Here is a 13,126-nt window from a genome sequence, read left to right as displayed (position 1 = left end):
GAGCGCGATGGACACCATCGGTAACCAGATCGCCTGGCGGCTGGGCTATCTGAACATTCTTCAGGGCGTCATTGCCCGTCTGGCCAACAGCGCCGTGGCGATGAAGGCGGGCAGCGCGGCAGTGCTGATCGCGCTGCTGGCCCGCGCGGTAGGCCAGCAGGCGCCCTTCCATTGGGCGCTGTTCGTGTTGCCCGGCGTGCTGTTCATGGGCTTTCATGCGTTCTTCCTGCAGCGGGAGCGCGCCTTCGTGCAGTTGTACAACACGGCCTGCGATGCGCCCCTGGCCCAGATGCTCTCCTACCGTGTCGATGCAGCCCGTTTGGCGGCGGTGCGCGAGCCGTTGCTGAAAGTGCTGTGCCGCCCGACCGTGTTGGCCTTTCATCTGCCGCTGGTGGCCGGCGTTGTGCTGGTCTACCAGGTGGTACGGGAGGCATCACGATGCTGCTGAAGCTGCGCGTACGCAATTTCAATGGCGCCGGGCTGAAGGTGGATGCGCCGGCCACTGCCGCGTACCAGGAGCGGTGCCATGCAACGTGGCGGGCCGTTGCCGCCTACCTGATGGACAGCAGTACCGTACTGGATGCGGAGTCTGTGCAGCAGGCCGTGGCACCCGCGTTCCAGCCCGACGTGTTCCTGTCGCATGGGCGCGGTGATCGAGAACAGGTGCTGCAGCTGGCGGTGATCCTTGAACAGCTGGGGCTGACGGTGTTCGTCGACTCGTGCCTGTGGCTAAACGCCTACACCGTGCAGCAGGAGTTGGACGAGTCACTCTCGGCGCGCGGGAACTCACCCGGCACGCATCACTTTCACTATCACCGCGTGGTACGGACGTCGGCCAGCCTGCATATGGTGTTCAATGCCGCCCTGCAGCGGCTGATCGATGGCTGCGAGCTGTTCCTGCACCTGGAGGGCGAGGCCGCAGGACTACGCACATGCGTGGAGGATGGTCGCCATGCGGGGGCACCGTGGGTGCTTTCCGAGCTGATGTTCGCTCGCCACCTGCCGCGGCGTGGCCGGCAGCGGCTCACCTTGGAGGCCCTGAAATCCGATGCAGACCAAGGCGTGGCGTTCGGTGCCCCCGAAGTGGCACATACGCTGGAATGGGACGTGCTGGAGCGCGCAATCGCCGACACCGTCGGATTCCCGACGACCTCCTACTCTCACGAACATCCGGTTTTCCTGGATCACCTTTACGGAAAGCTGCCGCTCAGCGAACAGGCGAGACGGCTGTTGGGTTGGATATGAAGCGTGGCAGCGGCAGGCGCACGTAGTCGTACGGTGGGAATGCCCGGGAGACGGATCGGGACATCATCCTGAGCGCTCTGCACCCTGCTGAAGGCCCACACCCTCGAGTGAGCCTTCGGGGCAGGTGAGGGTTGGCGGCTGTTCTACTGCACGCCTTACACGCGTGTGGTCACGTACCCGGCGATCTCCGCCTCGGCCAACACCTCGCGAAGCTGCGCCGCCGACGCCCGTCGCATTGGCTTCTCATCAATAGCGGACAAGGGTGGCTGACGCAGTGCGTCGTACGGCAGCACCGCGATGTCGAAGGTCAGGTCTTCGGCGCTGAACACCCAGACCGGCACGTCCAGCGCGCGTTCGCGGTCCAAACGCAGGCGGCGCGTACGCGATTCGGCCGGGATGCCGTGTTCGTCGAAGTAACGTTGCACCGCATCGGCATCGTCGCTGTGCACCTGCAGCTGCACGGGGCTGTTGGCATCGGCCGTGCCCTCCAGGACTGGCCCGCACAGGCGCGGGGAAAACTCCCGCAGAAATTCCATGGCGCGCAGCGCGGCTTCGCGGCGCTGGCGCAGTTGGCTGCCGTGGTCGGCGCCGGCGAACAGGCGCTGGTACTCGCGCAACGCGTCTTCGATCTCCGCATTACGCGGTAGCGAGGCGTCGTCGTGGATATCCAGCCGGGCGGCGGCCTTGAGCTTGGCCTGGTGGTAGTCGCGGATCCCGCCTTCGGCCATCAGCCGGGCCGCTTCGTGGGCGAGCCGGTGGCGACGCTCGCGGGTCTGGGTGGCTGCATGCTGACGGGCTCGATGCATGACCGGAACTCCTTGGCGACCTGCACGGCAATGTACACCGGCGATGTGACAACCGGGTAGAGCCACCCCGAGGGTGGCTGTGCCTGCGATCAGGGAATGCGTGCAGCCACCCATGGGGTGGCTCTACCTGCGATCAGGGATTGCGTGCAGCCACCCGTGGGGTGGCTCTACCGGGGCGATGGCGCGGACGAGGCGCGGCCGGCGAACAAAAAAGGCCGGGCAATGCCCGGCCTGTGTTCGTTCCTGGTGCCGGCGTACCCGGCACGGGGGATCAGAAGATATCGAACGCGGCGTCGTCTGCCTGCTGCACGTGGGTATCCACGTTGAACTCTTCGATCTTGTCCATGTCCTCCACCTTGACCCATTCGGTCGCGCCGTTGAGGGTGGCCTGGACCATGCCCGAGGGCGGGTCATTCTTGGCGATCGGGGTGTCCTTCAACGCCACGCGCATGTAGTCGATCCAGATCGGCAGCGCCGCCTTGCCGCCGTATTCGCGGTAGCCCAGCGAGCGGAAGTCGTCGCGGCCCACCCACACGGTGGTGGCGTAGGGCCCGCCGAAGCCGGAGAACCAGGCATCGCGGTGATCGTTGGTAGAACCGGTCTTGCCGCCCACGTCCTCGCGACCGAGCACCTTGGCCGCCGTACCGGTACCGCGCTGGACCACGTCGCGCATCATCGACACCAGCTGATAGGCGGTACGGGCGTCGATCGCGCGCGGGGCCACCTTGGCATCCGGGTTGACTGGCTTGGGCGCCTCGACCGGCTGCTGCGGCTTGGCTGCCGCAGTGGCCGCCGGTGCCGGCGCAGCGGCCGCGCCGAAGTTGAAGCCGTCCACGACCTGGCTGACCGGGGCGCCGCCACTGGTGCCGGCGCACTCGCGGCAGGCCATGGCCGGGTTTTCCTTGAACACCAGGGTGCCGTCGCGGTCGGTGACCTGGTCGATCACCCAGGTATCCACGCGCGACCCGCCGTTGGCGAACACCGCATAGCCACGCGCGACCGACAGCGGGGTCAGCGAGGCGGTGCCAAGGGACATCGACAGGTTCGGCGGCAGTTCAGCCTCGGCGAAGCCGAATTCGCTGATGTACTTGCGCGCGTAGTCCACGCCCATGCCATCGAGCAGCCGCACCGAGACCAGGTTGCGCGACTGCACCAGCGCTTCACGCAGGCGCATGGGGCCACGGAAGCCGCCGCCGTCGTTCTGCGGCGACCAGGTCTTGCCGCGACGGTCGCGGAACACCACCGGGGCGTCGAGCACGATCGAGGCCGGGTTGAAGCCCTTGTCGAAGGCGGCCGCGTAGATGAAGGGCTTGAAGCTGGAACCCGGCTGGCGGCGCGCCTGGGTGGCGCGGTTGAACTTGTTGCCGGAGAAGCTGAAGCCGCCGACCAGCGCCTTCAATGCGCCACTGTCGGCATCCAGCGAGACCAGTGCGGACTGGCCGCGCGGGATCTGGTCGATCAACCACTCGCCTTCCTTCTCGCCGGCGCGCACGCGGACCAGGTCGCCCCGGGTCAGCAGCTTGGCCGGGGCCTTGTTGACCCAGCGGCTGGCGGCGACCGGCAGGACCAGTTCGTTGCGGTTGGCCAGCACCACCGTGGCGCTGCCATCGGCGGCAGTGGAGGCCACGATCGCCGGCAGCAGCCCGGACTGGGACGGGATACCTACCAGCTTGGCGGCCAGCGCCTTGGCGTCTGCATCGGCGGGAACGTCGAAGTGCTGTTCCACACCGTGCCAGCCGTGGCGATGGTCGTACACGCGCAGGCCATTGCCCACCGCGACGTTGGCCGCAGCCTGCAGCTCGGCGTTGATGGTGGTGGTGACGTGGTAGCCCTTGTTGACCACGTCGCCGCCGAAGCGCGCGATCATTTCCTGGCGGACCAGCTCGGCCACGTACGGGGCTTCGACCTGCACCGGCGGCTCGTGCGCGCTGGCGTGCATCGGCACCGCCTTGGCCGCGTCTGCCTCGGCCTGGCTGATGAAGCCCAGGCTGGCCATGCGCTGCAGCACGTAGAAGTCGCGGCGCTCACGGGCGCGTTCGGGGTTGCTGATCGGGTTGCCGGAGGAGGGGAACTTGGGGATGCCGGCCAGCGACGCCATCTCGTCCAGGTCCAGCTCGCCCAGCTTCTTGCCGTAGTAGAACTCGGCCGCGGCGGCGACGCCGTAGGCGCGGTTGCCGAAGAAACTCTTGTTCAGGTACAGCTCGAAGATCTCGTCCTTGCTCAGCTCGGACTCGATCTTGCGCGCCAGCAGGATCTCGGCCAGCTTGCGGGTGTAGCTGTACTCCGAGCTCAGGAAGAACTGGCGGGCGACCTGCTGGGTGATGGTGGACCCACCCGGCACGCGCTTGTCGTTGGTGGTGGCCAGCAGCCACACCGCGCGGCCGATGCCCTTGTAGTCGACCCCGCCGTGCTGGTAGAACCGCGCGTCCTCGGTCGCCAGGAAGGCCTGCTTGAGGCGCTCGGGGACCTCCTTCATGGTGATCGGGGTGCGCCGGGACTCGCCGAACACGGCCATCAGCTTGCCATCGCTGGCATAGACGTACATGGGCTCCTGCATCTCGATGTCGCGCAGGCTCTGCACGTCCGGAAGCTTGGAGGAAACGGCGTAGTAGAGGCCGCCCGCAACGGCCGCGCCGATGAGGGCCAGGACCAGGAAGGCGACCAGCAACCAGCGCAGCCAGCGGCGAAAGCGTGTCATCAGGGACAGATTCCGATTGCGAATTTCGTGGCCGCAGAGTATAGATTACGCAAGGGAGCGGCTGGGGCCGATCCTGGGGAGCGCAACTCAATCATCGTCTGGGGACGCGTGAAACGTGCCGTGATGCACGTTTCACAGCATGACAGTTGCGATTTGCAAAAAAAACGTTATTAATGCGCGGGCGCAGGTTCTGCGTCCAAGTGCCCGTCGGCAGGGGAGAAACCGTGGGGCTTATCCCAAAAAGCCAGTCGCCGCTTATTGGCGTCGACATCAGCTCGACTGCAGTAAAGCTCTTGCAGCTTTCACGCAGTGGCAATCGCTTTCGCGTGGAACATTACGCTGTGGAACCACTTCCGCCGAATGCGGTGGTGGAAAAGAACATTGTTGAGGTAGAGGCTGTCGGTGAGGCTATCCGACGTGCCGTGAACCGTTCCGGTACCAAGGCCCGGCACGCTGCCGCAGCCGTGGCCGGTTCGGCGGTGATCACCAAGCTGATCCCGATGCCTGCCGACCTGGACGAGAACGACATGGAAGCCCAGGTCGAGCTCGAAGCGGTCAACTACATCCCGTACCCGATCGAGGAAGTGAACCTCGACTTCGAGGTACTGGGCGCCATTCCCAACAACCCGGAAATGGTCCAGGTGCTGTTGGCGGCGTCGCGCTCGGAGAACGTGGAGCTGCGCCAATCGGCGCTGGAGCTGGGCGGTCTGGTTGCCCGGGTGATGGACGTGGAGGCCTTCGCGGTCGAGAACGCCTTTGCCCTGGTCGCCAGCGAGCTGCCGATCGCCAGCGATGGCGTGGTCGCGCTGGTGGACATCGGCGCCACCATGACCACCCTGAACGTCCTGCGTGGCGGGCGTAGCCTGTACAGCCGCGAACAGGTGTTCGGCGGCAAGCAGCTGACCGACGAAGTGATGCGCCGCTTTGGCCTCACCTACGAGGAAGCCGGCCTGGCCAAGCGTCAGGGCGGGTTGCCGGAAAGCTACGGAATGGAAGTGCTGGAGCCGTTCAAGGAAGCCACGGTCCAGCAGATCAGCCGTCTGCTGCAGTTCTTCTATGCCGGTAGTGAATTCAACCGCGTGGATCACATCGTGCTGGCCGGCGGTTGCGCGGCGCTGGCCGGGCTGCCGGAGATGGTGGAAGAACAGCTGGGCGTGGCCACCGTGGTGGCCAATCCGCTGGCGCAGATGACGCTGGGTCCGAAGGTACAGGCACATGCCCTGGCCCAGGACGCCCCGGCGCTGATGATCGCCACCGGTCTGGCGCTGAGGAGCTTTGACTGATGGCGAGAATCAACCTATTGCCCTGGCGCGCCGAGCGGCGCAAGCAACGCCAGCGTGATTTCTACGGCATGCTCGGCTTCGCCGCCATCGGCGGGGTGCTGCTGTCGCTGCTGATCTGGTTCTACTACGACCGGCAGGTCAGTGGCCAGAGCGAGCGCAACAGCTTTTTGACCGCCGAGATCGAGAAGGTCAAGGAACAGAACAAGGAGATCGACCGCCTTGACCGTCAGAAGGAACGTCTGCTGGCGCGCAAGAAGGTGATCGAGGAACTGCAGGCCAAGCGCTCGCAGATGGTCCACCTGTTCGATGCGCTCGTGCGCACCATCCCTGATGGCGTGGTATTGACCGCGCTCAAGCAGGAAGGCGACATCCTCACCCTTCAGGGACGGACCCAGTCCAATGCGCGGGTCAGCGCCTATATGCGCAACCTTGAAAGCTCGGGTTGGATGAGCAAGCCGGAACTGTCGGTGATCGAGGCCAAAAAGCCCGAGACAGGCAAAGATGGTCCGGGCCCGTTGACCGATATCAGCGCGCTGCCGTACATGTTCGAGGTCAAAGTAACCTTGCCGGCGCAGAGTGAGCCAGTTGCTGGTGTGGGCATCGATGGCAGTGCGTTGGTACCTGCTGACCTGGGCGCCAGCCCGGTTGACCCGGCCGCAGCCGCGCCGGTGGCGCCACTCTCGCCTGGCGCTCCGCCAGCCTCCGCCCCGGCCGTCGCGCCGGCCAAGCCGTCCGGCAGCCGCATCGCTCCGCCCGCCGCACCCGCACAACCAGCTGGGTCCAGTACGCCGCAGAAGGGGGCCGCATGAGCCAGAAGATCAACCTGAAAGAGCTGGATTTCAACAACATCGGCAACTGGCCGCAGCAGGCCAAAGTCGTGTTCTGCGCGCTGCTGGCGGCGCTGATCGTGTTGCTGGCCTGGTTTGCCCTGATCAGCGGCAAGCGCGATGAGCTCGCCTCGCTGGAGCAGACTGAAACCACCCTGCGGGCCGAGTTCGAAAAGCAGCAAGGTCGTGCGGTCAATCTGGCGCCACTCAAGCAGCAGCTGGCCCAGATGGAGCAGGTACTGCAGCAGATGCTGCGCCAGCTGCCCAGCAAGACGGAAATGCCGGATCTGATCATCGACATCTCGCAGACCGCGCTTTCCAGCGGGCTCGTCAATGAACTGTTCCAGCCCGGTGCCGAGCAGCCCAAGGAGTTCTACGCCGAAAAGCCGATCGCGCTGCGCATGGTAGGCAGCTACCACCAGTTTGGCGCCTTCGTGAGCGGTGTGGCCTCGTTGCCGCGCGTAGTCATCCTGACCATGCACGACATCAACCTCAAGCCGAAGGACCCCAAGACCGGCATCACCGCGCGCAGTGGTGCGCTGGAGCTGTCGGGCACGGTCAAGACCTACCGTTACCTTGACGAGCTGGAAATGGAAGCGCAGGAAAAGGCAGCCGCCGCCAATGAAAAGTCGGCCAAATCCGGAGGCAGGAAATGAGCCTTGGGGTGACTGCACGGGTAGGTGGGTTGTTGGTGCTGGCATTGCTGGCTGGTTGCGCGCGCGGGGTGAGCAGTACCCCTGGCGATGCACCCAACCTGGCCAAATGGGTCGAAGACGTGCGTGCGCGCCCGGCGCCGCCACTGGAGCCACTGCCGGTGATGCAGCAGTTCGAAACGTTTGAATACTCCGCGCAGGGGATGCGCGATCCGTTCACCGACGCCTGGACCAATCCGCAGGGCGGCTCGGGGCTTCGTCCCGATCCGAACCGTCGCAAGGAGCCGCTGGAAGCCTTCCCGCTGGACGCCTTGGACATGGTTGGCTCGATCGGCAAGGGGGGGGCGCTGGTATCGCTGGTGATGGCGCCGGACAAGGTCACCTATCGGGTGCGTCCGGGTGTCTATCTGGGGCAGAGCGACGGCCGCGTTACCGGGGTCTTCGAAGACCGGATCGAACTGATTGAACTGGTGCCGGATGGCGCGGGCGGCTGGCTGGAACGGCCTGCATCGCTTGCGCTTGAAGATCAATAATGATTATGGGGATAGCACGATGACCTTTTCCAATGCCATGCGGCAGCGTCCCGACCGGCGCCCGAAGCTGATCCACCTGTGCGCGCTGGGAGTCGCGCTCATGGTGGCCAATGGCACGTTGCTGGCGGCGACGCCGGGAGCAGCACCGACGCCGCCGGCGACCGCGGTCGCGCCGGCCATGGCGCCTGCCTCGCTGGCGGTATCCAAGATCGACTTCAAGCGCGGTGAAGACGGCGCTGGCCGCTTGATCCTGCAGTTCGACGGCAAGGGCGCCAACCCGGACCTGCGCACCCAGGGCAACAGCGTGGTGATCGACGTCGGCAACGTGCGCCTGCCGGAGAACCTGCAGAAGTCGATCAACGTGACCGACTTCGCTACCCCCGTGCAACGCATTGATCCGAAGCCGTACGGCGGCGGCACCCAGTTGGTGCTCAACACCAATACCGCCTTCGAGTCGCTGGCCTACCAGACCGGCAACGAGTACGTGGTGGAGATCAGCCCGCGCAAGCAGGTTGCGGCTACCGGCGCGATCAACGCCACTACCGTTACCCAGGCGGCTGCGGCCGTCGCGCAGCGCGGTTATAGCGGCAAGCCGGTGACCTTCAACTTCCAGGACGTGCCCGTGCGCACCGTTCTGCAGCTGATCGCCGAGGAGTCCAACCTGAATGTCGTGGCCTCCGACAGCGTCGAAGGCAACGTTACCCTTCGGCTGGTCAACGTGCCGTGGGACCAGGCACTGGACATCGTGCTGCGTGCCAAGGGCTTGGACAAGCGTCGCGATGGCGGCGTGGTGTGGGTCGCCCCGCAGCCCGAGCTGGCCAAGTTCGAGCAGGACAAGGAAGACGCGCGCATCGCGATCGAGAACCGCGAAGACCTGGTCACCGATTACATCCAGATCAACTATCACAACGCCGCGCAGATCTTCAAAGCGCTGACCGAGGCCAAGGGCATCGGCGGCGGCGGCAGCAGTGGTGGCGGTGGTGGTGGCAACAGTTCCCAGGAAGACAGCGGGTTCCTGTCATCGCGTGGTCGCATCGTCGCCGATGAGCGCACCAATACGCTGATGATCAGTGATATCCCCAAGAAGCTGGCGCGCATGCGCGAGCTGATCAACGTGATCGACCGCCCGGTCGACCAGGTGCTGATCGAAAGCCGGATCGTGATCGCTACTGATACGTTCGCACGAGAGCTGGGTGCAAAGTTCGGTATCAGTGGCAGCCGGGATAACGTGTACTTCAGTGGTGACCTGGCGGCCAATGCAGCGACCCGCAAGTCAGAGGTTGACACCCGGATCGCCAATGACAAGGCGCGTAATGACTGGCTCACCGGCGGTAGTGTCGGTCCGGAACCGACGCCAGTGGGCTCGGCGATCACCCGTGGCCTGAACTGGAACCTGCCGGTCGCTGCGGCCAGCAATCCCGGCTCGCTTGCGCTGTCGATCCTCAATGCTGGTTACCTGCTGGACGTGGAACTGTCGGCCATGCAGGCCGAATCGCGCGGCGAAGTGATTTCCAATCCGCGTGTGGTCACCACCAACCAGCGCGAAGCGACGATCAAGCAGGGTAAGGAAATCGGCTACGTCACCATCAGTGGCGGTGGTGTGGGTGGCGCATCCACCCCGAACGTTCAGTTCAAGGAAGTGGTGCTGGAGCTGAAAGTCACCCCGACCATCACCAACGACAACCGCGTGTTCCTGAACATGTCGGTCAAGAAGGACGAAGTCGAGAGCTACATCACGCTGGCAGGCTACGGCCAGGTCCCGACCATCAACCGCCGCGAGGTAAACACCGCCGTGCTGGTGGAAGACGGCCAGACCGTGGTGATCGGTGGCGTGTACGAGTTCACCGACCGCAACAGCGTCAACAAGGTGCCGTTCCTGGGCGACGTGCCGTTCCTTGGCAACCTGTTCAAGAAACGCAGCCGTAACAAGGACAAGGCCGAACTGCTGGTCTTCGTCACTCCGAAGGTGCTGCGCGTGTCCAAGACCAATTAAGGGTCGCGGTCATGCCTGCAGCGAAAGGGCCGCCTTGTGCGGCCCTTTCGCGTTCAGGAAGCTTCGATGTTGCAACGTACCTGAGGAACGCTCAGGGCCCGCTGTAGAACGGGCAATCGATCAATGAACGCTTGCCTGTGCCGGTTGGGGCGATTGGCCAGGGGTGAGGAGCCCGGCAAGGAATCCGCGCTATGCTGGGCGGCGATTTATTGCAAAAGCAGGTGACCCCCATGGCAGCCGCCAACTGTTCCAGCTGCGCTGCGCAGTGCTGTCGGCTGACCGTGGTGCTCGGGGCGTCCGACTGCGTTCCGGCGCACCTGACCACTGAGCTGCCGACTGGCCTGCGCGTGATGGCCGGGGGCGCGGACGGATGGTGCGTGGCGCTGGACCGTGAGCGCATGAATTGCAGTATCTATGACGACCGGCCGCAGACCTGTCGCCGATTTGCGATGTCTGGTCCTTATTGCAGCGCGATCTTTGCCGGCGACAAAGGCACGATGGCCCCGAATACGCCGTAAGGTGGCTTCGGCCGTTACGAGTATCGCGTTCAGGCAATCTTGATCCCGATCCAGCGCCAGCCCTGCCATCATGTGGGCGGAACCTTACGCACGTCGCGTGGGTCACATGGATCCCATGAACCTGCCTCCCCCCATGCCCGACACCGAGATCGATACTCCCGCCGCCGCCGAGCAGGCCCATGATCGCCTGCACGATGGTTTCCGCGCGCTGCGCGACGCGTTGGCCGGCGAGATCGTCGGCCAGGCCGCGCTGGTCGAACGCCTGCTGACCGCCTTGCTGGCCGATGGCCATCTGCTGGTCGAGGGCGCGCCAGGGCTGGCCAAAACCACCGCGATCCGCGCGCTGGCCGCGCGCCTGGAGGCGGATTTCTCGCGCGTGCAGTTCACCCCGGACCTGTTGCCGGCCGATCTGACCGGCACCGAGATCTGGCGGCCGCAGGAAGGCCGCTTCGAGTTCGTCCCCGGCCCGATCTTCCACCCCATCCTGCTGGCCGACGAAATCAACCGTGCCCCGGCCAAGGTGCAATCGGCGCTGCTGGAAGCAATGGGCGAGCGCCAGGTCACCGTCGGCCGCCACACCTACGCGCTGCCGGCGTTGTTCCTGGTGATGGCCACGCAGAACCCGATCGAGCAGGAGGGCACCTTCCCGCTGCCCGAAGCGCAGCTGGACCGCTTCCTGATGCATGTGCGCATCGGCTACCCGGATTCCGATGCCGAGGCGGAGATCCTGCGTCTGGCGCGGGAACGTGCGCGCGATGCACTGGGTCCGCCGCCACCGGCGCCGCCGCGGATGCCACTGGAAGATGTGTTCGCCGCGCGCAAGGCCGTGTTGTCGCTGCACATGGCGCCGGCGCTGGAACGCTATCTCATCGAGATCGTGCTGGCCTCGCGCGACGCTGCCCGCTACGACCCCGCGCTGGCCAGACGCATCGCCTGGGGGGCCAGCCCGCGCGGCTCGATCGCCCTGGAGCGCTGCGCGCGTGCCCGCGCCTGGCTTGCCGGCCGCGACTTCGTCACCCCCGACGATGTGCGCAGCGTCGCCCCTGACGTCCTTCGCCACCGCGTGCTGCCCAGCTATGAAGCTACCGCCGAAGGCTGGGACGGCGATCGCCTGGTGGCCGAGCTGCTGGCACGCGTGCCGGCGCCCTGACCTCGATGGCTTCGGACGTGGACAGCACCGCAGGCGCCCCCGACGGCGACGGCCTGCGCCCCAGCCTGGCCGAACTGGTCGCGCTGCGGCGCAATGCCCACCGGTTGGCCCCGGCCCGGCGTGGCCGGCTCGGCCATGCCGGCCACGCGCCAGCGCCCATGCGTGGGCGCGGCATGGAATATGCCGAGTCGCGGGAGTACGTGGCCGGCGACGATGCCCGCCACATCGACTGGCGCGTCACCGCGCGTACCGGCCGTGCACACACCAAATTGTTCCAGGCCGAACGCGAGCGCTTGACCCTGCTGGTGGCCGACACGGATCCGGTGCTGTATTTCGGCACCCGCGTTCGCTTCAAATCGGTACAGGCCGCCCGCGTCGGCGCGATTGCCGCGTGGTTGGCACAGCGTCAGGGCGACCGTCTCGGCGCGTTGCGTGGCAGCAGCGTGGAAGCCCCGCTCCCGCCGGCCGGGGGCACCCGCGGTGTGTTGCGCGTGCTCGATGCGCTCACCCGCTGGTACGCGCAGCCACCGGCCGACGACGCCGGGCTGGACCGGGCACTCGAACAGGCGGCGCGTCTGCTGCGTCCCGGCGCGCGCGTGGTCGTGCTTGCCGATCCTGGGCAGGCTGCGGCCATCAGTGTGTCGCGTTGGACCGCCCTGGCCATGCACCACGAAGTGGTGGTGATGCTACTGGTCGATCCGCTGGAGCTGGCCCCGCCAGCAGCCTCGCTGGCGTTCCTGTCGCAGGGCCGCCGCGTGCTGCTCGACCTTGACCGCGCCAGCGTCCGCGAGCACTGGCGCGAGCGCTTCGTGGCGCCGCTGCAGGACCTGCAGAAGCACCTGTCGTCGCGTCGCATCCAGGTGCACGTGGTGGCCTCTGATGACGCCAGCGACTGCTGGCTGACCCCGATGCCCTCGGCGGTGGTGGCATGAGCGCGCCGACCTCGCTGCCGTTGCGCGATGTGCAGCTGCCGCCATCGCCTGCGTGGTGGCCGCCGGCGCCCGGCTGGTGGCTGGTGCTGGGCGCCGTGCTGCTTGTCGCCGCGCTGCTGTGGGCGTGGCAGGCGCGTCGTCGGCGGCGGCGACAGGGCTGGATCCGGTTGTTCGATGAGGCCACCGCACAGGCGGCAACGCCGGTCGAGGAAGTGGCGGCCATCGCCGCGCTGCTCCGCCGTGCGGCGCGCGTGCGTCAGCCCGGCGCGGAACTGCTGCAGGGCCCGGCATGGCTGGAATTCCTCGACGAGCCCGGCAGCCGTGCCTTTTCCGATGGCGATGGGCGGCTGCTGCTGGACGGTGGTTATCGCCCGCAGGTCGATGCCGAAGCGGTACAGCGCCTGCGCGTGCTGGCGCGTGCGCGTTTCCTCGGGCTGGTGTCGGGGCGGCGGCGATGATCGCGATGAACGTGTCGCCGCAGGTGGCTC

General features: G+C 66.2%; 13 protein-coding genes. 11 read left to right on the top strand and 2 right to left on the bottom strand.

The features are described 5' to 3' along the window. Nucleotides 1-7 precede the first annotated feature (7 nt). Both NR101_RS04960 and NR101_RS04955 read left to right on the top strand, forming a co-directional pair. On the top strand, nt 8-448 hold the full coding sequence (locus NR101_RS04960) for a hypothetical protein (protein ID WP_256776049.1): 441 nt from the start codon (nt 8-10) through the stop codon (nt 446-448). Beyond that, a complete protein-coding gene (locus NR101_RS04955) occupies nt 439-1,245 on the top strand; it encodes a toll/interleukin-1 receptor domain-containing protein (RefSeq protein WP_256776050.1) in 807 nt (268 codons plus the stop codon). The genes NR101_RS04960 and NR101_RS04955 overlap by 10 nt, the downstream gene beginning before the upstream one ends. Before the next feature lie 155 nt (nt 1,246-1,400). Here NR101_RS04955 and NR101_RS04950 read toward each other — a convergent pair whose 3' ends face one another. Together NR101_RS04950 and NR101_RS04945 are read right to left on the bottom strand one after the other, a co-directional pair. Continuing rightward, nucleotides 1,401-2,051 (bottom strand): hypothetical protein, encoded by a 651-nt coding sequence (locus NR101_RS04950; RefSeq protein ID WP_256776051.1) that lies wholly within the window; start codon nt 2,049-2,051, stop codon nt 1,401-1,403. Nucleotides 2,052-2,322: 271 nt separating this feature from the next. Further along, nucleotides 2,323-4,749 carry a penicillin-binding protein 1A gene (locus NR101_RS04945; RefSeq protein ID WP_306175390.1) on the bottom strand — a complete coding sequence of 809 codons (2,427 nt, stop codon included), beginning with the start codon at nt 4,747-4,749 and terminating at the stop codon, nt 2,323-2,325. A 224-nt stretch (nt 4,750-4,973) separates the two neighbouring features. On the opposite strand from NR101_RS04945, the gene NR101_RS04940 reads away from it, so the two are divergent. The 9 genes from NR101_RS04940 (at nt 4,974) to NR101_RS04900 (ending at nt 13,096) form a co-directional block, all read left to right on the top strand. Then, nucleotides 4,974-6,032 (top strand): pilus assembly protein PilM, encoded by a 1,059-nt coding sequence (locus NR101_RS04940; protein ID WP_345779476.1) that lies wholly within the window; start codon nt 4,974-4,976, stop codon nt 6,030-6,032. Beyond that, on the top strand, nt 6,032-6,841 hold the full coding sequence (locus tag NR101_RS04935) for a PilN domain-containing protein (RefSeq protein ID WP_256776053.1): 810 nt from the start codon (nt 6,032-6,034) through the stop codon (nt 6,839-6,841). Before NR101_RS04940 ends, NR101_RS04935 begins: the two co-directional genes overlap by 1 nt. Continuing rightward, nucleotides 6,838-7,515, top strand: a complete 678-nt coding sequence (gene pilO / locus NR101_RS04930) for a type 4a pilus biogenesis protein PilO (RefSeq protein WP_256776054.1) — start codon at nt 6,838-6,840, stop codon at nt 7,513-7,515. Before NR101_RS04935 ends, pilO begins: the two co-directional genes overlap by 4 nt. Further along, complete coding sequence (locus NR101_RS04925; RefSeq protein WP_256776055.1) at nt 7,512-8,045, top strand: pilus assembly protein PilP; 534 nt, start codon at nt 7,512-7,514, stop codon at nt 8,043-8,045. Before pilO ends, NR101_RS04925 begins: the two co-directional genes overlap by 4 nt. Before the next feature lie 19 nt (nt 8,046-8,064). Then, entirely contained in the window at nt 8,065-10,038 is a 1,974-nt protein-coding gene (locus tag NR101_RS04920; protein ID WP_256776056.1) for a type IV pilus secretin PilQ family protein, read from the top strand. 191 nt (nt 10,039-10,229) lie between these two features. Then, nucleotides 10,230-10,556, top strand: coding sequence for a YkgJ family cysteine cluster protein (locus NR101_RS04915; RefSeq protein WP_256776057.1), 327 nt, complete (start codon nt 10,230-10,232; stop codon nt 10,554-10,556). A 115-nt stretch (nt 10,557-10,671) separates the two neighbouring features. Continuing rightward, a complete protein-coding gene (locus NR101_RS04910; RefSeq protein WP_256776058.1) occupies nt 10,672-11,706 on the top strand; it encodes a MoxR family ATPase in 1,035 nt (344 codons plus the stop codon). Between the two features lie 5 nt (nt 11,707-11,711). Beyond that, nucleotides 11,712-12,638, top strand: coding sequence for a DUF58 domain-containing protein (locus tag NR101_RS04905; protein WP_256776059.1), 927 nt, complete (start codon nt 11,712-11,714; stop codon nt 12,636-12,638). Beyond that, entirely contained in the window at nt 12,635-13,096 is a 462-nt protein-coding gene (locus NR101_RS04900; protein ID WP_256776060.1) for a DUF4381 family protein, read from the top strand. The genes NR101_RS04905 and NR101_RS04900 overlap by 4 nt, the downstream gene beginning before the upstream one ends. Nucleotides 13,097-13,126 lie beyond the last annotated feature (30 nt).

The sequence above is a fragment of the Stenotrophomonas sp. Ste86 genome (assembly GCF_024519465.1).
Taxonomy (GTDB): Bacteria; Pseudomonadota; Gammaproteobacteria; order Xanthomonadales; family Xanthomonadaceae; genus Stenotrophomonas.
Note: the sequence above shows the minus strand (reverse complement) of the source record. Positions and strands in the feature narration are given on the sequence as shown.